This window comes from Flavobacterium sp. FlaQc-57, assembly GCF_044007395.1.
Classification (GTDB): domain Bacteria; phylum Bacteroidota; class Bacteroidia; order Flavobacteriales; family Flavobacteriaceae; genus Flavobacterium.
Window position 1 is genome coordinate 650,080 of record NZ_JBIPDA010000001.1, and the last position, 22,589, is coordinate 672,668.

18 protein-coding genes are annotated in these 22,589 nt (G+C 33.2%); 10 read left to right on the forward strand and 8 right to left on the reverse strand.

Going from position 1 to position 22,589, the window contains the following annotated elements; genetic code table 11:
- The first annotated feature begins 65 nt into the window (after positions 1-65).
- The 10 genes from prmA (at position 66) to ACHRVZ_RS02770 (ending at position 8,943) form a co-directional block, all read left to right on the forward strand.
- Entirely contained in the window at positions 66-899 is an 834-nt protein-coding gene (gene prmA, locus ACHRVZ_RS02725; RefSeq protein ID WP_395420651.1) for a 50S ribosomal protein L11 methyltransferase, read from the forward strand.
- Between the two features lie 38 nt (positions 900-937).
- Positions 938-1,213, forward strand: coding sequence for an ATP-dependent Clp protease adaptor ClpS (locus ACHRVZ_RS02730; RefSeq protein WP_041517785.1), 276 nt, complete (start codon positions 938-940; stop codon positions 1,211-1,213).
- A gap of 64 nt (positions 1,214-1,277) precedes the next feature.
- Positions 1,278-2,549 (forward strand): sterol desaturase family protein, encoded by a 1,272-nt coding sequence (locus tag ACHRVZ_RS02735; protein WP_395420652.1) that lies wholly within the window; start codon positions 1,278-1,280, stop codon positions 2,547-2,549.
- Positions 2,550-2,558: 9 nt separating this feature from the next.
- Positions 2,559-3,236 (forward strand): lysoplasmalogenase, encoded by a 678-nt coding sequence (locus ACHRVZ_RS02740; RefSeq protein WP_395420653.1) that lies wholly within the window; start codon positions 2,559-2,561, stop codon positions 3,234-3,236.
- 120 nt (positions 3,237-3,356) lie between these two features.
- Positions 3,357-3,809: a 2-dehydro-3-deoxyphosphooctonate aldolase gene (locus ACHRVZ_RS02745; RefSeq protein WP_395420654.1), complete on the forward strand. Its 453-nt coding sequence runs from the start codon at positions 3,357-3,359 to the stop codon at positions 3,807-3,809.
- 358 nt (positions 3,810-4,167) lie between these two features.
- Positions 4,168-4,395, forward strand: coding sequence for a hypothetical protein (locus ACHRVZ_RS02750; RefSeq protein WP_395420655.1), 228 nt, complete (start codon positions 4,168-4,170; stop codon positions 4,393-4,395).
- A gap of 636 nt (positions 4,396-5,031) precedes the next feature.
- Entirely contained in the window at positions 5,032-5,850 is an 819-nt protein-coding gene (kdsA, locus tag ACHRVZ_RS02755) for a 3-deoxy-8-phosphooctulonate synthase (RefSeq protein WP_395420656.1), read from the forward strand.
- 19 nt (positions 5,851-5,869) lie between these two features.
- Complete coding sequence (locus tag ACHRVZ_RS02760; RefSeq protein ID WP_395420657.1) at positions 5,870-6,775, forward strand: hypothetical protein; 906 nt, start codon at positions 5,870-5,872, stop codon at positions 6,773-6,775.
- 171 nt (positions 6,776-6,946) lie between these two features.
- Positions 6,947-7,630 (forward strand): YiiX family permuted papain-like enzyme, encoded by a 684-nt coding sequence (locus ACHRVZ_RS02765; RefSeq protein ID WP_395420658.1) that lies wholly within the window; start codon positions 6,947-6,949, stop codon positions 7,628-7,630.
- A 218-nt stretch (positions 7,631-7,848) separates the two neighbouring features.
- The gene (locus ACHRVZ_RS02770) at positions 7,849-8,943 is read left to right on the forward strand and encodes a PAS domain S-box protein (protein WP_395420659.1); all 1,095 of its coding nucleotides are present in this window, start codon (positions 7,849-7,851) and stop codon (positions 8,941-8,943) included.
- Between the two features lie 68 nt (positions 8,944-9,011).
- Here the strand turns inward: ACHRVZ_RS02770 and ACHRVZ_RS02775 are convergent, their stop codons facing one another.
- The 8 genes from ACHRVZ_RS02775 to ACHRVZ_RS02810 all read right to left on the reverse strand — a co-directional run bounded on the left by ACHRVZ_RS02775 (position 9,012) and on the right by ACHRVZ_RS02810 (position 22,511).
- Positions 9,012-10,403, reverse strand: a complete 1,392-nt coding sequence (locus tag ACHRVZ_RS02775) for a M20/M25/M40 family metallo-hydrolase (RefSeq protein ID WP_395420660.1) — start codon at positions 10,401-10,403, stop codon at positions 9,012-9,014.
- A 224-nt stretch (positions 10,404-10,627) separates the two neighbouring features.
- Positions 10,628-12,547 (reverse strand): discoidin domain-containing protein, encoded by a 1,920-nt coding sequence (locus ACHRVZ_RS02780; RefSeq protein ID WP_395420661.1) that lies wholly within the window; start codon positions 12,545-12,547, stop codon positions 10,628-10,630.
- 2 nt (positions 12,548-12,549) lie between these two features.
- A complete protein-coding gene (locus tag ACHRVZ_RS02785; protein ID WP_395420662.1) occupies positions 12,550-13,335 on the reverse strand; it encodes a glycerophosphodiester phosphodiesterase family protein in 786 nt (261 codons plus the stop codon).
- A 108-nt stretch (positions 13,336-13,443) separates the two neighbouring features.
- Positions 13,444-15,744 (reverse strand): beta-glucosidase BglX, encoded by a 2,301-nt coding sequence (gene bglX / locus ACHRVZ_RS02790; RefSeq protein ID WP_395420663.1) that lies wholly within the window; start codon positions 15,742-15,744, stop codon positions 13,444-13,446.
- Positions 15,745-15,837: 93 nt separating this feature from the next.
- The gene (locus ACHRVZ_RS02795) at positions 15,838-16,551 is read right to left on the reverse strand and encodes a prolyl oligopeptidase family serine peptidase (protein WP_395420664.1); all 714 of its coding nucleotides are present in this window, start codon (positions 16,549-16,551) and stop codon (positions 15,838-15,840) included.
- A 1-nt stretch (position 16,552) separates the two neighbouring features.
- Positions 16,553-17,923 carry a glucoamylase family protein gene (locus ACHRVZ_RS02800; protein WP_395420665.1) on the reverse strand — a complete coding sequence of 457 codons (1,371 nt, stop codon included), beginning with the start codon at positions 17,921-17,923 and terminating at the stop codon, positions 16,553-16,555.
- A gap of 75 nt (positions 17,924-17,998) precedes the next feature.
- The gene (locus tag ACHRVZ_RS02805; protein ID WP_395420666.1) at positions 17,999-19,474 is read right to left on the reverse strand and encodes a RagB/SusD family nutrient uptake outer membrane protein; all 1,476 of its coding nucleotides are present in this window, start codon (positions 19,472-19,474) and stop codon (positions 17,999-18,001) included.
- Between the two features lie 4 nt (positions 19,475-19,478).
- A complete protein-coding gene (locus ACHRVZ_RS02810) occupies positions 19,479-22,511 on the reverse strand; it encodes a SusC/RagA family TonB-linked outer membrane protein (protein WP_395420667.1) in 3,033 nt (1,010 codons plus the stop codon).
- Positions 22,512-22,589 lie beyond the last annotated feature (78 nt).

Genomic DNA, 22,589 nt, shown 5'->3' on the forward strand with positions numbered 1-22,589 from the left:
AAGGATATGGATTATTTATGAACAACTTCTACTTTCTATTCTTACCTTTGCCAAAAATTTTTTTTATGTCAAACATATATTTAGGATACCATTTTACGATTGAACCGAAAGAACCAGGTTCAGAAATTTTAATTGCAGAATTAGGCGAAAAAGCGTTTGAGACTTTTACAGAAACTGAAAACGGAATTTCGGCTTATGTGAAAAAAGATTTGTGGGATGAGAATATTCTTGATGACATTTATATTTTAGAATCTGAAGAATTTAAAATTCAGTATACCGTTGAAGAAATCGATCAGGTAAACTGGAACGAGGAATGGGAAAAGAATTTTGAAGCAATTGATGTTGACGGAAAATGCCACGTTCGCGCTCCTTTTCATCCAAAAACAGATGCCGAATTTGATATTGTTATCGAACCAAAAATGAGTTTTGGAACAGGTCACCATGAAACAACACACATGATGATTCAGCATTTACTTGAAATGGACGTTAAAGGTTTAAAAACTTTAGATATGGGCTGCGGAACTGCAATTTTGGCAATTTTGGCTGAAATGAAAGGTGCTGAACCTATTGATGCCATCGATATTGATAATTGGTGTTATTTAAATTCAATCGAAAATGCTGAACGCAATAATTGCAAACATATTACCGTTTACGAAGGCGACGCAGCATTATTAGCAGGTAAAAATTATGATTTGATTATCGCTAATATCAACAGAAATATTTTGTTGAACGATATGCAGGCTTACGTTGATTGTTTAAATAAAGGTGGAATTATATTATTTAGCGGTTTCTACGAAGAAGATATTCCTTTTATTGATGCTTCTTGCACAGAAAAAGGTTTAACTTATGTTAAAAAATTTCAAAGAAACAACTGGGTTTCATTAAAATACGTAAATTAGATAGTAGTAATTACAACAGTACAAAAACCTAAAAGAAAATGAGTACTAAAGAAAAAGTAAGAGAAAGAGTTCGCGAAAAGGAAGCGACAAGTTTCAATAACGAAATCATTGTTTACAACGACGATGTAAACACTTTTGATCACGTAATTGATACTTTAATGCGTGTTTGCAGTCACACGCCTGAGCAAGCTGAACAATGTTCCTTAATTGTACATTACAATGGAAAATGCACTGTAAAAACAGGGCCAATGGATAAGTTAAAACCTCAATGTACACAACTTTTGGAAGCTGGACTAAGCGCCGAAATTGTTTAATTGCAAATAATTTAAAAAACATTCTATTTTATTCTATATTTGAATAAAATAGAATGTTTTTTTTATGGAAGAATATGGAAAAATACTAATCATCGCCACTCCTATTTTTTTAGTATTAATTATAATCGAAAAAATATACGGCATCTATACCAAAAACGATACTGCGCCCTTGATTGATAGCATATCGAGTATTAGCTCAGGAATTACGAATTCTGTAAAGGACGTTTTAGGATTGAGTCTGACTTTCATTTCGTATGAATGGATGGTATCTAAAATTGCAGTTTTTCATTTAGAAGCTAACATTCTCTCCTACTTGATCGCTTTTTTTGTAATTGATTTTTATGGTTATTGGAGCCATCGCTGGGCGCATCAAATCAACTTTCTTTGGAACAAACATGCTATTCATCACAGTAGCGAAGAGTTTAACCTGGCCTGTGCTTTACGACAGCCAATTGCAAGCTTAGTTAATTTGTTTACTTTTCTATTAATTCCTGCAGCATTATTGGGCGTTCCGGCTTCGGTAATTGCTATAACTCTGCCTTTACACTTGTTCTTGCAATTTTGGTATCATACTAAGCACATTAAAAAAATGGGAGTTCTGGAACATGTTTTGGTCACTCCGTCGCACCATCGTGTTCATCATGCCATTAATCCCGAATATTTAGATAAAAATCATTCCCAAATATTTATTTTTTGGGATAAACTTTTCGGTACTTTCCAAGCTGAATTAGAAGATGTTCCACCAGTTTTTGGCATAACCAGACCAGCAAATACATGGAACCCTATCAAGATTAACTTTCAGCATCTGAGTTTATTAATTAAAGATGCCTGGAGAGCTAACAACTGGAAAGACAAACTTACAATTTGGTTTAAACCAACCGGATGGCGACCGGAAAATTTTGAAGAAAAATACCCTGTAAACAAAATCGAAAATGTTTTCAATTTTAATAAATACGGGACCCAAAATTCTCAAAAACTAATTTATTGGTCCGTCGCGCAAGTGCTTATTACACTTTTGTTTGTGACCTATTTGTTTGATAATATTGCTAAGATTGGCTTACCAAATATCTTTATTTACGGTTTCTTTATTCTGATAACAATTTACAGCTATTCAGAATTAATGGACAAAAGCAAATATGCCATTTTTTGGGAAGGTTTCCGCCTTTTAATTGCAATTGGGATTATAATGTATTATGGAGATTGGTTTGGTCTAAATCATGCTTTTTCTATGAGTAATTATATAATTTTAAGTTATTTATGTGTATCGTTTTTAATAACAATTTACTTTGTAACTATCGATTTTAAAACCTACCACAACCATATAATAAATTCATAAACACTGCTTATGAGAAACGCTACTTATTTTAAAACCTATATTGTCTTTTGTATTGTATATCTTATTGTTTTATTTTTAGGACATCAAAACTTAGATCTATTTTTAAAACCCGTTTTAATTCCTTTATTAGGATTTGGAGTTTATTTTCACCGACCATTCCCCTCTAAAAATGTTCTTTTAACTGCATTACTTTTTTCCTGGATTGGAGACGTTATATTGCTTTTTGCAGATATAGGCGAGATTTACTTTATTCTGGGATTAGTTGCTTTCTTAATTTCACATATCACTTATTGTGTGCTTTTTAACAAACAAATTACAGGAGAAATTCAGATCAATAAAGTCTTTTTTGGAATTGGAAGTCTTCTTATTGCCTTCTATTTAATTGGAATGGTTTTATTTTTAATGCCGAATTTAGGTGACTTAAAAATACCTGTAACTGTTTATGCAGCAGTAATTTCGACAATGCTTCTATTTGCTTTTAATGGTTACTTAATTTGGACGAAACCTGCAAGCTTGTATGTTTTTTTAGGCGCAATTGTATTTGTTATTTCTGATAGCATACTGGCATTCAATAAATTTCATGCACAAATCGAAAAAAGTTCTTTTTTTATTATGCTGACTTATCTTGTGGCACAATATCTGATTGTTGTTGGTATACTAAAATTAAACCCGAAAAAGGTGGAGTAAAATGGATTAACAATCATTTTTTTGCACGCAGATTTAGTCGATTATTTTAATCTTTTTAATTCTGTGTTCTGCGACAAAAGACTTTTTACTTTTACATTTGTACGACCAATACTTTAAACCATGAAAAAAATAGCGCTTTTTATTGTTTTACTTATCACTGTCTCTTCTTGTGTAAGTACAAAATCGACATTGAAGAATGTGGATGACAATGCTCCCGATTTAGTTTTGAAGAAAAACAATACGTTTGCCATAACTTTATTCAGTATTGATAAAAAATACGGTTATGATCCCGATTATCCAGTCAATATTTTTTTTCAAAATACAAGAAATGAAGCATTAAATGAGACTCGTTTTTTGAATGCTTTAGCGGGACCAAATGGCGAAAAAATCACTTATAACCGTTTAGAAACCTGTTGCCCTTTTCCGACCAAGAGAAGCGATATGGGTGCCGGATTCCTGAATGTTTATGAATTAAAATGGGATGGGCAAAAAAAACCGGTAAAACTTTATTTGAATATTTATGAGAAAGGTATTTTAATGGTTCCTATGGGATTGAGTTTGAAGAAGGAGTAAATTTAAAATTGTAAAAATAATGTTCGGAACAACTCCATTAATTCTACTAATCTTACCTCTGTTTTTTCAAATTATATTTGGTTTTAACTCCATTAGAGAGCAATTTTCATTAAGATTTAAAACTTTATCTTTAATTAGTTTTGTTTCCCAAATCATTTTATCGATTGTGTCTTATTGCATAGCTTTAAATAACTTTCACAACTATTTTGAACAGCATCCAAATCAAACTAAATGTGGAATGGGATTTATTGGACTCTTTGGAGTTGCAGTACTTTTGATGTTAGCTCTAATAATTGTTATCATTATCCAATTTTTGATGAATAAGATCTTACGAAAAAAATAAGTAAAATAAATTCTTATGATTAAAACTAAAACTGCTTTTATTCTTTTTATCATTTTAGATATAATCTTATTTCCTTATTATATCCTTGTTCTTTCTATTAATTCTGATTTTTTATATTCGATAATTCCTGGTTGGAATACCGCTATAATTCCTGGAAGATTAATCTCAAATCTAATTAAGTTTTTGATTCTTATTGTGGTTCCTTTTATTATTGGAAACTATCTAAAACTAGCCGTAAAATAAACTTCAAAACTTTTATAATTCATCTGGTGTTGACAATTCCTGCAGTTGTAATCGCAAAAATAAATTTATATCAGTTTGTTACGCCCAATTTACACGACCCTGATTTTTTTCTATCTCAAATTCGAACACTCGTTTACATTAATGTGTTTGCTAATGTTTTATTTCTTGCGGGACAAGTTTTGTTTTGGATTTTTTACGTAAAACTTCAAAAGGCCAAAATTATTTTAAAGCAACAATAATTAGATCCTTATGCGTGTTTTTAAAGAACTAAAACTTTAAAAGCAACTAAAAACAGGATAAAACCTGACAAATATCATGGTGAAGCTTTTTATAATATCTTAATATTGTACTTTCTTAAAATAAATGGAACCTACAAAATTGCCCAACAAATCCCATAATTCTGCTAAAGTCTCAGCCCCGACAACAGTGGATTTTTTTTTTTGAGAAAGCCAATTTTTTCTGGTTTTTGCATTGCAACCAAAGGAAGCTCTCGCAAAGACCAAGAAAAAAGGGTTAAAGAAAAATATTACAGCATTATAGTAGCAGCGATCGATAGCGGGCTTCTTAAAAAAAACTTAAATCTTCATCTGCTATTCGTAAATCATAACTACCTTTGCACTGTCAAAAATTTATATTATGAACATACAACATATTCCACAAATTAAGCATACTGAAAGCGGAAACTTCTTTTTATTGGCGGGACCTTGCGCTATTGAAGGAGAAGAAATGGCTCTTAGAATTGCTGAAAAATTAGTTGGTATTACCGACAAACTTCAGATTCCTTATGTATTTAAAGGGTCATTTAAAAAAGCAAACCGTTCTAGAATCGATAGTTTTTCTGGAATTGGTGACGAAAAAGCATTAAAAATTTTAAGAAAAGTTTCTGAAACATTTCATGTTCCTACTGTAACAGATATTCATACCAATGAAGATGCTGAAATGGCAGCACAATACGTTGATGTTTTGCAAATTCCAGCATTCCTGGTTCGCCAAACTGATTTGGTTGTAGCTGCGGCTAACACTGGAAAAGTGGTGAACTTGAAAAAAGGACAGTTTATGAGTCCGGAAAGCATGAAACATGCGGTACAAAAAGTTTTAGACTGTAATAACGAGAACGTTATGGTTACAGATCGTGGTACTATGTTTGGATACCAAGATATGATTGTTGATTTTAGAGGAATTCCTACTATGCAACAATACGCGTCTACAGTTCTTGATGTTACGCACTCGTTGCAACAACCTAACCAAACTGCCGGTGTTACTGGTGGAAGACCTGATATGATCGAAACTGTTGCCAAAGCAGGTATCGCAGTTGGTGTAGACGGTATTTTTATCGAAACTCATTTTGATCCGGCTAATGCAAAAAGTGATGGTGCCAACATGTTACATTTAGACTATTTTGAAGGTTTAATGACCAAGTTGGTTGCTATTAGAAAAACAGTTAACGCATTTTAAATTTTTAATATTTATTTCATTGAAAGCAAAAATTTTATTTTTCTTCTTAGTGGGCTTTTCTATGCACACATTTGCTCAGGAAGAAATCACAGTACAAAGATATACAGCTCATAATAAAGGTAAATTCTTTGTTTCATGGGGAGGAAACAGAGATAGTTATACTAAATCTGACGTGAATTTTAGAGGTAAAGATTACAACTTTACAGTTGATAACATGAAAGCTCACGATAAACCAAAAGGATGGCATATTGATTATGTAAATCCGGCTAATATGACAATCCCACAAACTAATTTTAGAATGGGATATTTCTTTAGCGATCATTATAGTGTTTCGATTGGTTGGGATCACATGAAATATGTGATGACACAAAACCAAACGGCTAATGTTACAGGAAATATTAATTTACCTGCTGATCAAGCTGGATCTTATTACAACGGAGTTTATAATAATACACCTGTAGATATGTCTCAACATGGTGCTCAGGAAGGTGGTTTTGATAATGGTGCTATCCAAGGAAATCCTCCTGCATTTTTAATGTACGAACATACAGATGGTTTGAACTATATTAATACTGAGGTTTCAAGACATGACGATATTTCGAAATGGTTTGGTTTGCCAAATACAGATAAAGTTCAGATTAATTTAACTGAAGGTTTAGGTATTGGAGTTTTATATCCTAAAACAAACACAACACTTTTAGGAAAAGAGCGTCATGATGATTTTCATATTTCAGGATATGGTTTATCTGCAAAAGCAGGTATTAACTTTACTTTCTTTAAATATTTCTATATTCAGGGTGAGTTAAAAGGTGGTTACATCAACATGCAGGATATTAGAACAACACAAAGCAACGATGATAAAGCTTCGCAAGACTTTTTCTTTTTACAGAGAATTATTGCTGTAGGTGGAATTTTCAGAATCTAATATTTCTTAAAATATATTTAAAAATAGCTATCATTTTGGTAGCTATTTTTTTTTGCCCTTATATTTGCTAAGAATAAGTACTGAAATAAATCTCGCAAAGTCGCAAAGTAATGTTCCTTAAGAAATTGTTCAAAATACTCAAAACACGATCAGACTAACCTAAAACAAGACATGAAAAAACCTAAATATCTCTTTCCCTTAATTACATTTCTACTGAGTTTTGGATGCGCTTTGTTTGTCGCAATGAAAGTTTTTCCTAACAATCCGTTTTCTCAAACAAAAACAAAGCAGGAAACGACTTTAGCGAATAAAATTCAAGATGGCGATATTATTTTTCAAACTTCAGAATCAAAACAATGTGAAGCGGTTCGCATTGCAACAAACTCAAAATTTTCGCATTGCGGACTCATTTATAAAATAAACGGAGAGTTATTTGTTTTTGAAGCTGTTCAACCTGTAAAACTTACTCCGCTAAGCGACTGGATCAACCACGGAAAAGATCGAAAATTTGTGGTAAAAAGATTGAAAGATGCTGATAAAGTTTTAAATGAAGCTACGCTGCAAAAGATGAAAGATTATAGCCAACGCTTTATGGGAAAAGAATATGACGCTTACTTTGAGTGGAGTGATACTCGAATTTATTGTTCTGAATTAGTTTGGAAAATCTATAAAAACGGCGCCAACATTGAACTCTCAAAATTAAAACAATTGAAAGATTTTAATTTAACAGATGAAAGAGTTAAAAAGATTCTTAAGGAAAGATATGGCAATGATATTCCGCTTGAAGAGAAAGTTGTTGCTCCTTCTGATTTAGTCGATTCTGATTTATTAAAAACAATAATTGATACTTATTAAAGTCATTTTTCTTTTGAATTATTTTCAAAATTGTATCAAATCAAAAAAAGCGCAGAACTTCTTATAAAAATTGGAGTTCTGCTCTTTTTTTTGTTATTCAACGAGTTAAAAAGCATTTGGACGAAAAACTTGTAAAAGCACTAAATCTTTCACTAATTTCATAAACGAAATGATGGTATTTTACTGATGTTAAACTAAACACCCCCTGGGTTTCATCTATGAATAACACTACGACAAACTTATTAGAACATTCTGTTGATTTTTTTTCCAATTTTGAAGATTTTTTTGATACGTCGCCTGACCTATTATGTGTAGCTGGTTTTGACGGTTATTTTAAAAGAATCAATCCTTCAGTATCAAAATTATTAGGATATAGCAATGACGAATTATTCTCTCAGCCTATAAATGATTTTGTTTTTGAAGCTGATAAAAAGAATACCACGAATGCAAGAAAAGATCTGACTCAAAAAATTGGCTTGTACAATTTTGAAAATAGATATGTTACCAAAAATGGTGATATTGTATGGCTTTTATGGACTTCTTTTCCTGTTGCCAAAGACAAATTAGTTTATGCAATTGGTAAAAATATTACATTTAAAAAAGAGCTTGAGCAGGAAAGAAATGCTCATTTAACTCAACTTACCAAAATTAACAAAGAACTCAGACAGCTTACTTACACGACGGCGCATGATTTGAGATCGCCTGTAAATAATTTACTAGCCGTTTTTGATCTTTTAGATACAGCTACAATAACAAATCCTGAAACTCTTGAATTAATTTCAATCATAGAGACGTCTACGCAAATTTTAAAGAAAACGCTGATTGATCATGTTGCTATTTTGGATAAAAAAAATGAGGAAGATGATCAACTCGAAACATTAAATTTCAACGAAGTTTTGCAAGAAGTTTTATCTTCAATAAACTCGTTAGTTCAAAACTCAAAAACGAAAATTACAATTGATTTTTCTGAGGTTGAGACAATTTGTTTTAATAGAAATTCATTAAAAAGCATATTCCTGAATCTTATTACAAATTCGATCAAGTATTCTAAACCCGGCTCTTTACCAATAATCAACTTTAATTCACTTCGTTTTAACGGAAGCACTCAACTTATTATTACAGACAACGGAATTGGTTTTGACATGGAGAAAGTAAAAGACAAAATTTTTGGATTACATCAAAAATTTAATTGTCATAAAGACAGTAATGGTATCGGACTTTATTTAGTGTATAATCACGTAACTAATCTTGGCGGACATATTTGTCTGGAAAGCCAACTTAACGAAGGAGCTAAATTTACAATTACTTTTTAGACTACTTAATTTCAAAAAAAAAGCTACAAGTAAAACTCATAGCTTTTAGAAAATTTAAAATCGTATTATTAATTTGATGCAGCAGGAAGAATAATTCCGTTTTGATCCATTAAATACATTAATGTAGTCATTGTTGCAGCACCAAGTTCTAACTCTCTTTTGTTAATTGCATCAAATTTGTCGTTTGCCGCATGATGATAATCAAAGTAACGTTGCGAATCTGGCTTTAAACCAGCTTTTACAATCGCTTTAGACGTTAAATGACCAATATCTGAACCAGCGTGACCAATTGTAAAACTATGCACTAAATAAGGCTCAAAAAGATCTTTGTACTCTTTTATTTTTTTATAATTGGCATCATCAGCTTCTATAGAAAATCCTCTTGGTGAAAATCCTCCTGAATCGCTTTCTAAAGCAAAAATATGGTTTTCGTTCTTTTGCTTAGAAACTTCTTCATATTTGGCTCCACCTTTTCCACCGTTTTCTTCATTCATGAATAAAACGACACGAATAGTATTTTTAGGCTTGTAGTTTAGGTTTTTTAGAATACGAATTACTTCCATACTTTGTACTACTCCTGCTCCATCATCGTGAGAACCATCTGCCAAATCCCAAGAATCTAAATGCCCCCCAACAACCATTATGTTTGATGGATTTACAGTTCCTGTCAATTCGCCAATTACATTATAAGACAATACATCTGGTAATGTTTCGCAAGATTGTTTAAAATAAAACTTTAAAGTTGGATTGACTTTTAATGATTTACTCAACAATTCGGCTCCATTTGTACTAATTGCTGCAGTTGGAATATATTCTTCTTTTGGCAAATCACCATAACTTTGTGTTCCAGTATGCGGAAAATCGTCTAAACGTAAATTCATAGAACGAACAATTGTTCCCACAGCACCTAATTTTGCTGCTTCTTTTGCTCCGGCATATCTTTGATCTACACAAGCTCCGTATGATGTAAAAGTTTCGATATTTTCAGGATTCATTGGTCTGTTATAAAACACAATTTTTCCTTTTACTTTATCTCCTAATTGTTTTAGTTCATCAATTCCCTGTACCTCTACAATTTCAGCTGTAAGTCCTGTTTTTGCAGTTGCAACTGATCCACCTAAAGCACAAATTGGCACAGCTGTTTTTACTTTACCATCTAAGATAAAAGCTGTTTCTTTCTGACCGCGAACCCAGTGAGGCACCATAACTTCTTGCAAATATACTTTGTCAAGTCCTAAAGATTCTAATTGAGATTTGGTATAATTAACTGCCTTTTCTGCATTGGCAGATCCAGATAAACGACTTCCAATGTCGTTAGACAAATATTCCAGCCATGTATAACATTTAGCCTCGGTTAAGGCTTTTTTATAGAATAATTTAATGTTTTTTTCATCATTTGATTGTGCAAAAGATGTCAATCCGTTTAAAACTAAAACAGTTAAAAGAATCGTTTTTTTCATAGGTTAATGGCATTTTTGGATTAATTAATCTTTGAATTAGTTAATTTACCAACGAATTCAAAGTTAAACAAAGGAACAAAATTATTTATTACTACATGATCTTTTACGACTCGTTTTCAAAAAAAATAAAAACCCGCTAATCTCAAATTTTCATTTGGCATCAGCGGGCTTTCAGTCTTTATTAAAATAGATTATTTACTAAAATTTTAGTAATTTATATCTCCTTATTTTACTACAGTCAATTTATTTTTAGCTCCAATTCCGTTTTCATTAAAAGCTTCAATAGTAAAGTAATATTTTGTTCCTTTATCTAAACCTCTAAAGTCGTATGAGTTTTCTCCATAAACCATTATACTGTTGTATAATTTATCTGGAGTAATTCCATAATAGATATTGTATCCAATTGCATCAGCCTGTTTTTTCCAGGAAATCATTGCATTACGAGAATCTTTTGCATTTCTATTTACTTTAAATTCTGATACTGCTTTTGGTTTTTCTAATAATCCGTTTCCAAAAACTCTGAAATCAGAAATTGCAAATAAACCTGAAGCGTTGTGAATATTCTCCATCTTAATATAACGCGCACTAATTGGCTTCGTTAACTCAACATAATCATGAGGAACGTCTTTATCGTTTTTTGATTTATCGATAACTAAAGTCCAATTTACAGCATCATCAGACATATAGATTTTATACTGATAATAAATATCCATTGCCTTATTGTATTGCGTTGCTTTATGATCTGCATAATTAATTTGCAACGCATTTATTCTCATCTTTCTGCCTAAATCTAATTGCAGCCATTCGCCCGGATCATTTGTTTTTGCTGACCAATAAGTCTGAATATCTTCGTCAGTCAAATTATTAGCACCATAGCAAAATTTTTCAAATACTTTTTTACCGCCGGTATCCACTCTGTGTGTCTGAACTTCCATGCAATCTTCAAAAGAAGAAACGGTAACTGGTTTTTTATACGAAAGCAACATCCAACCAGAAGAAGCTCCTTTAGTCTGATCGCGTTCGCTCGCCGGAAGCACGATCGGAAAATCTCCGTAAGAAGTAATCGAATACATTACATCGTCTTTATCAAATCCAGCAGGAAACATGTCTATACGACGCTCAAAACGGTCTTTAATAGAAATTTTACAAGTTCCGGTATTCCAATAATTACCATAATTATCTGCAAAAGTATTTCCGTGTCCGGCTCCAATTACAAAACCTCCAGGCTTATAAGACATTGGATTGTGTTTTTGGTAGGTAAAAGGTCCTAATGGGCTGTTACCTACATGAACACCATTTGCATAACCTTTAAATTCGGTTGCTGGCGCTCCATATTGCATATAATATTTACCGTTATGTTTGGTCATCCATGCTCCTTCGATAAAATCTCCCCAAGGCGCAGGTTCCATATCATTATTAGGTCCAAAACGCTCCCAACCGTGTGCTTTAGGATCTAGACCTACCACTTCTTTTATTTGCCCGTATGGACGTTGAATATCTTCTACTTCTGTAGCTGCATATAGTTTTGCATAATCTGCCTGATTTCCTACTGGTAACCATGTTTTATAATCTACTTCAGTACCAACAAGAGGTAATTTTCCGCTTGAACCGTAGTACATATATACTTTTTTATCATCATCCTGAAAAATAGCAGGATCCCAAGTTGGCAACATTGCTTTGTCTACGTGTCGCAACCATCGACCAGACTTTGGGTCAGCAGTTTTCCAAACCGGATGATCTTTTTTCCAGGTCGAACCTACATAAAATAATGTGTCATTTACCACCCAAGCTGCCGGCGCACATTGGTCATCATCGCCAGGTTGTCTTTGAAAACTTCCGTAAACGAATTTCCAGTCTGACATGTCCTTACTCCAAAAGAAACCAGCTTGATTGGTAGCAAATAAATAATATTCTCCTTTGTATGTAATAATAACCGGATCTGCGCTTGAACGACGTGACTCTGGAATTCCGTTGTGATTGAATGTCGTATAATTGTATCCAATATTTATTGGATTACAATAGGTCGATTGCGGTTTATTGGGGTCGAACCATTCCGTTTTTCCGGGAATGTTATTTTGCGCCAAGATATTGGTATTGAATCCAATTAGAAGCAACAAAAACGAAATTATATAGGGATTTCTCATTTTTATTTCTTGTTTTTTATTCTTTGATTTAATAATTCGGGTTCATTGGTCGTTATGTAATCAAATTTATTTTCGATAATCCAATCCATAATATTTGCATCGTTAACAGTCCATGCGTTTAAAGTAATGTGATTATCTTTTGCCTCTTTGATCCACTCTGGATGTTTTTGAAAAACAGAATAATGGTAATCAATACCTGAAATATTATCTGATTTTACTTCTTGCGGAGATTTGTTCCCTTCCAGATATTGCAAAGCTGTTACGGGATCTACTTGTCTAATTTGCTTGAGAATTTCGTAGTCAAAACTGATATAGCAGGTTATTTTGTCTGCTTTCAGTTTTTTAATAGTTTCGACAGCTTTTAAGGCGGTCTTTTTACCTCTTTCTTTACTAATTTCCGAAGGCTTAATTTCGCAGACCAAAAGAGTTTTTTTATTGTTTCTTTTACCTTCTGTGATGTATTCGCGTAAAGTTGGAAGCTTCTCTCCGTTTGAAAGTTTAAACTTTATTAAATCCTCGTAATTTGTTTCTTCGATAAGCAATTTATTGTAATGTGCATCGTGATTAATTACAAGCGAATCATCGGCAGTTCTCCAAACGTCAAACTCTGAACCGGCCAATTTTAAATCGATCGCGTGCCTAAGTGAAGCGATTGAATTTTCCGGAAAGTTGTTCGTTTTCCAAGCTCCGCGATGCGCTACAACTCCATTCTTTTTTACACTACAAGAAGAAAAAATAACTAATGTTAATCCTAAAAAAAATGCGCGAAATACTTTAATCTTATTCATAGTTTATGAAATTAAATTTTATACTTTTTATGTTTTATGAAACTAATAAGCTAAAAAAAAGCCCTTCGTTAACCAAACACGAAGGGCAATCAATAATAAATAAACCAACTATTTAGTTAACTCAAAACTAACTTTCTTATCTGCATTTGAATTTCCACCAACAAAAATATCAAACTGTCCAGGTTCTGCTACAAATTGTAAATCAGAATTATAAAATTTTAAGTCTTCAACTGTGATCTCAAATGTCACGGTTTGTTTCTCTCCTTTTTTAAGAGTAATTTTTTGGAAATTTTTCAATTCTCTAACTGGTCTTGTTACTGAACCAACTAAATCTCTAATGTATAATTGAACGGTTTCTTTTCCGTCATAATTTCCTGTATTAGCAACATCAACTGTTACTTTTAGTTTTCCGGCAGCATTCATTTTATCAGATGAAATTTTCACGTTTGAATACTCAAAAGAAGTATAACTTAATCCGAAACCAAATGGAAATAATGGTTCGTTTCTCTCATCAATATAGTTAGATCTGAATTTTTCGAATTTTCCTTCTGTATTAGAAAGTGGTCTTCCTGTATTTTTGTGTGCATAGTAAATTGGTAATTGACCAACGCTTCTTGGGAAAGTTGAAGTCAATTTTCCTGAAGGATTAACATCTCCAAATAAAACATCAGCAATAGCGTAACCAGCTTCAGATCCAGCAAACCAAACATTTAAAATAGCAGGAACAGTTTCGTTTTCATCTTTAATTACTAACGGACGACCGTCGAATAAAACTAAAACAACTGGTTTTCCTGTTTTCAATAATGCATTTAATAAATCTTTTTGTGCTTGTGGAATTTCTAAATTCGTACGGCTGCTAGATTCTCCGCTCATCTCAGCAGATTCTCCAAGAGCAGCAACAATTACATCAGATTGATTTGCAACTTTTAAAGCTTCTGCTAATAATTCTTCTTTTGAACGACCATCGCGGTGTAATGTTTTACCAAACATTGTTGCGTTTGTCTCAAAATTCTCATCGTAATCTAAGTTACTTCCTTTTGCATAAAGTACTTTAGTTGACTTTCCTGCTACTTCTTTGATTCCTGCTAATAATGAAATAGCATTTTCCATTTTTGTAGCTACACTCCAGGTTCCCGGCATATTTTCTTTAGCATCTGCCAATGGCCCGATTAAAGCAATTGTTCCAGATTTTTTAAGAGGCAATACTTGGTTTTGATTTTTTAATAAAACCAATGATTGAGCTGAAATTGATCTTGCTTCTTTTCTGCTGCTTGCAGTAAAGATTTCAGTTTTTGCTCTGTTAGCATCACAATATTTATATGGATCTTGGAATAATCCTAAATCGTATTTTGCTTCAAGAATAAGTTTAACAGCATTGTCGATTGTTGCCATTGTTACTTTTTTCTCGTCTAAAGATTTTTTCAAAGTAGTTAAGAAACCTTCTCCAACCATATCCATTTCAACACCAGCATTTAAAGACTGAGCTGATACTGCCTGTAAATCTCCCATACCATGTTCGATCATTTCAGGAATTCCAGTAAAATCAGTCACTACGAAACCTTTAAAACCCCATTGTTTTCTTAAAACATCAGTCATTAACCATTTGCTTCCGGTTGCAGGAATTCCGTCAACTTCATTAAAAGAAGCCATAACAGATCCTACACCAGCATCAATAGCTGCTTTGTAAGGAGGGAAATAATCGTTGAACATTCTGATGTGACTCATGTCAACTGTATTGTAATCACGACCACCTTCTGGTGCACCGTATAATGCAAAGTGCTTTACACATGCCATGATCGAATTGTTTTTCGAAAGATCGTGTTGTTGGTAACCGTTAACCATTGCTTTTGCAATTTGGCTACCTAAGTACGGATCTTCACCTGAACCTTCAGAAACTCTTCCCCAACGTGGATCACGAGAAACGTCTACCATTGGTGAGAATGTCCAGTTGATACCATCTGCACTCGCCTCTTGAGCCGCAATTTGTGCACTTCTTTCGATCAAGCCCATATCCCAAGTACAAGATAATCCTAACGGAATTGGGAATGTTGTTTCGTAACCGTGAATTACATCCATACCAAAAATCAACGGAATTTTCAATCGGCTTTCTTCAACTGCTATTCTTTGTACTTCTTTAATTTTTTGAACAGATTTAATATTGAATAAACCTCCAACTTTACCTTCAGCAATTTTTTTAGCCACATCAGAACTGTTTGCTTGCCCTGTTGTAATATCTCCAGAAGTTGGTAAATTAAGCTGACCTAATTTTTCATCTAATGTCATTTTTGACAATAACTCAGCTACAAACTCTGACCTTGGTTTAATTTTTACTGTATTTTTAGTATTCTTTTTCTGGGCGTAACCCAAAACAGCACATCCTAAAAATAGTAAGACTAATTTGTTTTTCATGTGTATTTAATATTTGTTTTCTTAGGGAACATCGAATCGTTTTTACTCATTCCATTTATAATTAGGAATCAAAGCGATTTCATTCTATTATATTTATTTGTTCGTATTCGTTTTAATCTGTTTAAACATCCAGTCATAAATTTCAGGATTGTCATAAACTCTAGTCCAGCTGTCGTGACCTGCATCGTCAAAAATGGTCAGTTGCACGTCTGGAGCATTGCATTTTTTTAACTCTTTGTAAATGCTTATTGCGTAATCTACTTTTACTACATCATCTAATAATCCGTGAAAAATTCTAGTTGGAATATTTACAATTTTACAAGCACTTTCTAACTCGATTAGATCGACAAATCCAGAAATTGGCACTATTGCGGCAAATTTATCTGGATATGAAAGCGCTAAATTCCATGCTGCCCAACCTCCAGAACTTAAACCCGTAACATAAATTCGGTTCGCGTCTATTTTGTTTTCTTTTTGAGTTTTTAAAATCAATTCATTAATAGACTCAATACTCCAATTTTCATCTTCTTTACATTGAGGTGCCAAAACATAAGCGTCTAACTCATGCGATTTTAAATATTTTAAAGGACCATTAATTTTTACTTTCTCAATGTCAGTTCCTTTTTCGCCATCACCGGAAATAAAAACTATTAATGGCTTCTTCTCTTTTAAATTAGCCGGACGATGTAAAGCGTAACCCAATTCATTTTTTACAACTACTACCGTTTTTATTTTTCCTGTAATTTCGCTTTGTGCAAAACCTAACACAGAAAACAATACTAATATTGACGCTAGTTTAAACTTCATTTTAGATTCCATATTTTCCAGATTTAAAACCAAGCTTTCCTAAACCTTGTTTTACTTCTGGAGCATTCATGAACAATTTCCATAATAAACCAGTACGGTAATTTTCGATCATAACTACCTCTGGCCCTTGATCAATCGCTAAATAGCGTTTTGCCACCCAGTTATTTGGTAAGCTTAAAGCATCGTAAAAACCTGCTTCGCCCCATGTTTCTTTATTATAATTTTCGTATAAATTTCTAATTAGAGCCATTGATTCTTTTGGCGTATAAACTATCGAACTTATAGCAGCCGTTGGAGAAACAACTCCCTGATCATTGCTTGGCATGTGTGCATTGTAACCTATTGATCCATCATTGTTTCTAGAATAAGATGCTGATAATCCCCAATAATTAGGCCTATAACCTTTTACTTTACCTAGATTTTCAACACAGTATTCGTAATTTATTTTGGTTTGGTTAACATTCAAATCCCAATAATTGGCATATTTGTCTGTTAATTGGTTTGGATCTAATCCTACATAAGAATAATGTGCCCAAAATAATGGTCCGCCGTATTCCTCTGCTCCATTATATTTTAGAATCAAAGGAATATTATATTTTGTTTTTGAAGAAACAATTCCGCCACTTCTCGCCCATCCTTCATGATAAACTTTTGGTTCTATTGTATGTGTTGGTGATGATGCTGCCAAAATGTATGTAATTAAACATTCATTATACCCCTCAAGTGGAAAATCCATTTGCCAATCGTAAGTAGGTGACCAATGCCAATACAATACATTTTTATTGTTGGTATACCATTTCCAGTCCACGCCTTTCCAAAGTGCGTCATATTTTTGAGCTACTGCTTTTTCATTTTCAGAACCATCTTTTAGATATTCACGAACTGTAATCATTCCTGCAACCAAAAATGAAGTTTCGACTAAGTCTCCACCATTATCCTTGGTTCCAAAAGGCTTTACCTTTCCTGTATTTCCGTCGATCCAGTGCGACCATGCTCCGTGAAAACGATCTGCTTTGCCTAAAAAGTCAGCAATTTTATTTAGTCTTTCAACTCCTTGTTTTTTGGTTATATACCCTTGAGAAATTCCGGAAACAATCGCCATTAATCCAAATCCTGAACCTCCTGTTGCAACAATGTTAGCATCATTTTCAGGATAATTCCCATCTGGATGATACCGTTCTCTTGCTAATCCTGAATTTGGTTCAGCATAATCCCAGAAGTATTTAAACGTTTGTTTTTGAACCGTTGCCAACAGCTGTTCATCTGATAATTTAACTACAGATGTTGTTGGTTTACTTCCTTTTTGTTTGTTTATATGGGTACTACAGCTAAAAAAAGTAAGCGATAAAAGTAGGAGTGAAAATCGAATCATTTTCATTTTTTTTAATGATTGTGTAATAAAAAATCACTTCCTTCTTTTTGAAGGAAGTGATTTTAGAATTATAAATTAATAACCAGGGTTTTGTTGAGACATACCGTTGGCTTGTATTATGAATGTTGCCGGAATTGGGAACAATTCATTTTTACCTTCTGTAAAGGTTCTTCCGTTAGGGAAGAATTCATTTTTATCAGCTGCAAAAGCGGCTTTAGCTTGTCCAGTTCTAACAAGATCAAAGAATCTGTCAAACTCAAAAGCTAACTCTACTCTTCTTTCTTTCCAGATTGCAGTTCTTACAGCAGCCTGAGAACTTGCAGGAGTATCTCCTAAACCAGCTCTGTGTCTGATTTCATTTAATAATGGAATAGCATTTGAAGTTTGTCCTAATTCATTTAAAGCTTCAGCTTTCATCAACAATACTTCACCATATCTTAAGTATTTAATGTTTGCATCAGTTTCCCATGCATCAGTAAAAGAAGAAGAATAAGCTTTGAAGTTATACATTGGGTTTTCTACCGTTGCCGGAACTACTCTACCATCGTATAAAGTTGTGTTTCTGAAAATAATAGTAGCATCTTTTCTAACATCACCAGCTTCATAAGCGTTAAGTAAACTTAGTGATGGAGTATTGAATCCCCAACCCCATCCACCAGCACCACGAGCACCTTGAACGTTAGAATATCCTGTAATTCCTTTAGTAGGTACTGCACCGTGTCCGTTGATTTCGAACATAGATTCGATATCATTTTCACCTTCTAATCTAAACATTTTAGCATAGCTTGGGTTTAATGAATATCCTGTAATCAAATTACAGTTATCAACTACTTGTTGCCATTTCTTTTGGTACAAACTTACTTTAGCTAACAAAGCATAAGCAGCACCTTTTGAAGCTCTCTCTTTTTCATCAGCTGAATAAGTCGATTTTAATGGTAAAACAGCAATTGCATCTGCTAAATCTTTCTCAATAAAAGCATAAACTTCAGCAACTGGTTTACGAGTAAGCAACATTTTTTTATCTTCTTCAGAAGTTGGGTTTTGCAAACGATCAACGATTGGAACCCCTCCATAACATTTTACCAAAGTAAAATACATGAAAGCTCTTAAAAATTTAGCTTCTCCCATTAATCGCTCTCTTAAAGCAGGATCTGCTTTACTTAATTTTGGAATAATGTTTAAGGCTTGATTACATCTGTTGATTCCATCGTATTGTGCAACAAATGTACTTTCGGCAGATGGGTTTGATGAGTTATAGCTTAATGCATCTAAAACATCTTTATCTGTACCTGCATCTCCAGGTGACGATCCTTTATCAGCATCATCAGAGGTAACGCTTGCTAATCCTATCCAACCAAATGAACTCATGTCCCAATCAAGAAACTTGCTGTAAATTGAAGTTACAAAAGTTTTTGCTCCATTGTCACTATTATACAATTCAACATCTGTTGTTGGTATCGCTTGTGTTGGATTAACATCTAAAAAGTCGTCCTGACAAGCTGTAAAAAACAATGCTGACAATGCAAACATTGATATATATATCTTTTTCATAATATTAAAATTTTAAATTAGCACCAACAACGAAAGATCTTAAAGTAGGATAAGCATCTAGCTCAATTCCTTGAGTTCCGTATGGGTCACCATTCCCATTAAGTTCTGGAGAATAACCAGAGAATTTTTGAGTAATAAATGGATTAATCGCATTTACATATATTCTGCAATATTGAACAAAACTTGTATCGTTTAAAGGAAGTTTATATCCTACAGTAATATTATTGATTCTAAAGAAATCACCTGATTCTAAATAGTATGTAGAAGCATAAGGCACTTCGTTAAACGGTTTAGGATTTGCAGCGTTTGCATTACCAGGAGTCCAGAAATTGTTTGTTAAAGATGCCTCAACATTTTCACCAGTAAAACGTTGTGCTTTTTTACCATTATACACTTTAGCTCCACCAGTTCCGTATCCGTCAATAGAGAAATCAATGTTTTTGTAGTTTAATCCTAATGATACACCATAATTAGTTTTTGGTAAGATAGAACCAACATACTTTTTATCTTTAGTAGCATCTAAAGCAGTTTGAACTACTTTTTCGCCAGCGGCATTATAGTACAACATTTTACCATTTGCAGGATCTATTCCAGCATATTCATAAAGGTAAAAACTACCTAATGGCTGACCTACAGAAGTTTTGTTAAGCATTTTAGTATCTTGACCATTTCCTAAATTACCTCCAATTACTGGCGAAATATCAAAATCTTTTAAAGCAGATAGTTTATTTGTATTTTGAGAAAAGTTTCCACCAACCCAGTAACTTAAATTATCTGAAATTTTATCATCCCAACGTAAAGAAAGTTCGTAACCTTTGTTTGACACTTCACCAACATGTGCAGGAGTTGCAATTGTCAATCCAGAAGACATATAAGGTTTTGTATTTAAAATTACGTTGCTTGTATTTTTATCGTAATAGTCAGCTGATCCTTTTAATCTACTGTTAAATAATTCGAAATCAATACCAACAGAAGTCTCTTCAGTAATTTCCCAAGATAAACTTGGATCAATTTGTGAGTTAATTGTTGTACCTGGGTATAAGATTGAACCTCCTAAATAACCATCTAATCCTGATGCATAAGCCTGGCTGTTTAATGGTACGTTTTGGTTACCTAATTTACCCCAGCTACCTCTTAATTTAATTAAATCAACACCTTTGATATCTGACAAGAAACTTTCTTTTGTCATAATCCAACCTAAACCAAAAGATGGAAAGGTTCCCCAACGATAATCTTTATTAAAATTTGAAGATCCGTCACGTCTAATAGTACCAGTTACTAAATATCTGTCCATTAGTTTGTATTGGAAACGACCAAAGTAAGATGCTAATCTGCTTTCGTTATAGGTTACATCATATACACTTGTAATATCACCAACATATTCTACTCCATGCGCGTCTTTTGCATTATATAAAGACCAGTAGTTCGAATTTGTGCTAACATTTTTTCTTGCAATAGTTAACGTTTCTCTTGGTCCTTTTACAGAAGCTTCCATACCAGCGGTTAATTCAAGATCATGAATACCACCGAAAACTTTATTATAAGTAAAATAATTAGATAAATTCCAGTTAAAATACTGCTCTCTACCTCTAGTCAATAAATTTACAGGATCTGCTTTATGAGAAGCTACGTAATCAGCAGCTGTTGTGTTTGGATTTGCAGCCATCCAAATACCTTGTTTATCCTCATAATTATATTGTTTCCAAGAATAATACTCTCCATTAAATTGCGAAGTAAATTTTAATCCTTTAATGATTTCGTAATCTAATTTTAAACCACCTTGTAACGTTACGCTTCTTTGTTGCTCGTTATAAAAATCTAATTGAGCTACAGGATTTCCAACATTGTTAAATGAAGATCCTATTTGATTTGCAACACCGCTTGCATTAACACGTGATACACCATATTGTCCGTCAGAAAAACGTACCGGAACTAAAGGAGATTGTTTGTAAGCATTTGTAAAAGCTGATAATGGCTTTGGAGCTGAGTTAGCTGAAGTAAAACTTAAATTTTGAGTTAATGTTACTTTTTTAGAAATTTTGAATTCATTATTATTTCTAAAAGTAGTACGCCCGTAATTTAAACCTTTTAAAATAGCTTGCTCTTCGTAGTTTCCAGCACTGAAAAAATACTTAATATTTTCTGAAGCCCCAGAAATAGAGATATTATTTTGAGTGTAAGAACCTGTTCTTGTAATTTCATCAAACCAATTTGTATTAATCGGCTGATTAGCTGCAAATGTATTTGTACCTAAAGCTGCATTACTATATGCTGCATATTGGTTTGAATCTGCCATTTTTACCTTTTTAAGAGGATTTCTAAAACCGGCAAAACTTTCAATTTCTACAGACACTTTATCACCTTTACCTTTTTTAGTTGTAATAATGATAACTCCGTTTGCTGCTCTTGTACCGTAAATCGCTAAAGATGAAGCATCTTTAAGGATTTCATACGAAGTAATATCATTTGTATTGATATTATTGATATTCTCCGTTGGCATTCCGTCCACAATATACAAAGGAGACCTTCCTCCTAATGCAGTACCTAAACCTCTAATAACAACTGAAGGTGTACTTCCCGGTAAATCAGATGAAATAACCTGAACACCCGCTGCTTTTCCCTGAATTGCTTGCGATGCGTTCAGCACTTTTGTTTTGGTAATTTCTTCAGCTTTAATAGAAGTAATTGCTGAAGTATTATCAATTTTCTTTCTTGTTCCGTATCCAATTACTACAACATCTTTTAAAACAGTATCACCTGCTTCTTTTAATGTAATTGTCATTGGTGCGGATGTTGCTGCTATAGAAACAGCTTCAAAACCCAACATTGAGATTTTTAAAGTCTCACCCTCTTTGGCATTAATAGTAAAATTTCCGTCAAAATCAGCATCAGCAGAAGCTTTGGAATTTGAAGCAGAAATAATTGCTCCAGGAATTCCCATTCCACTACTGTCTACTACTTTTCCTTTAATTGCTTGACCAGACATGTAAGCCGGCAATAGCAAAAGCGCTAAAAAGCTAAAAATAAAATTTTTCATACAGTTTGTAATCGTTTAAGTTAGTAGAGCCAAATTAAACAATTACAACGTTGTAGTACATCAAACAGCACTACTACA

What these genes read in the sequence shown, in the direction of transcription:
- ACHRVZ_RS02810 (WP_395420667.1), bottom strand. Translation starts at nt 22,511, where the DNA reads ATGAAAAATTTTATTTTTAGCTTTTTAGCGCTTTTGCTATTGCCGGCT.
- prmA (WP_395420651.1), top strand. Translation starts at nt 66, where the DNA reads ATGTCAAACATATATTTAGGATACCATTTTACGATTGAACCGAAAGAA.
- ACHRVZ_RS02740 (WP_395420653.1), top strand. Translation starts at nt 2,559, where the DNA reads ATGAGAAACGCTACTTATTTTAAAACCTATATTGTCTTTTGTATTGTA.
- ACHRVZ_RS02735 (WP_395420652.1), top strand. Translation starts at nt 1,278, where the DNA reads ATGGAAGAATATGGAAAAATACTAATCATCGCCACTCCTATTTTTTTA.
- ACHRVZ_RS02770 (WP_395420659.1), top strand. Translation starts at nt 7,849, where the DNA reads ATGAATAACACTACGACAAACTTATTAGAACATTCTGTTGATTTTTTT.
- ACHRVZ_RS02750 (WP_395420655.1), top strand. Translation starts at nt 4,168, where the DNA reads ATGATTAAAACTAAAACTGCTTTTATTCTTTTTATCATTTTAGATATA.
- ACHRVZ_RS02730 (WP_041517785.1), top strand. Translation starts at nt 938, where the DNA reads ATGAGTACTAAAGAAAAAGTAAGAGAAAGAGTTCGCGAAAAGGAAGCG.
- ACHRVZ_RS02780 (WP_395420661.1), bottom strand. Translation starts at nt 12,547, where the DNA reads ATGAGAAATCCCTATATAATTTCGTTTTTGTTGCTTCTAATTGGATTC.
- ACHRVZ_RS02775 (WP_395420660.1), bottom strand. Translation starts at nt 10,403, where the DNA reads ATGAAAAAAACGATTCTTTTAACTGTTTTAGTTTTAAACGGATTGACA.
- ACHRVZ_RS02745 (WP_395420654.1), top strand. Translation starts at nt 3,357, where the DNA reads ATGAAAAAAATAGCGCTTTTTATTGTTTTACTTATCACTGTCTCTTCT.
- ACHRVZ_RS02785 (WP_395420662.1), bottom strand. Translation starts at nt 13,335, where the DNA reads ATGAATAAGATTAAAGTATTTCGCGCATTTTTTTTAGGATTAACATTA.
- bglX (WP_395420663.1), bottom strand. Translation starts at nt 15,744, where the DNA reads ATGAAAAACAAATTAGTCTTACTATTTTTAGGATGTGCTGTTTTGGGT.
- kdsA (WP_395420656.1), top strand. Translation starts at nt 5,032, where the DNA reads ATGAACATACAACATATTCCACAAATTAAGCATACTGAAAGCGGAAAC.
- ACHRVZ_RS02765 (WP_395420658.1), top strand. Translation starts at nt 6,947, where the DNA reads ATGAAAAAACCTAAATATCTCTTTCCCTTAATTACATTTCTACTGAGT.
- ACHRVZ_RS02805 (WP_395420666.1), bottom strand. Translation starts at nt 19,474, where the DNA reads ATGAAAAAGATATATATATCAATGTTTGCATTGTCAGCATTGTTTTTT.
- ACHRVZ_RS02795 (WP_395420664.1), bottom strand. Translation starts at nt 16,551, where the DNA reads ATGAAGTTTAAACTAGCGTCAATATTAGTATTGTTTTCTGTGTTAGGT.
- ACHRVZ_RS02800 (WP_395420665.1), bottom strand. Translation starts at nt 17,923, where the DNA reads ATGATTCGATTTTCACTCCTACTTTTATCGCTTACTTTTTTTAGCTGT.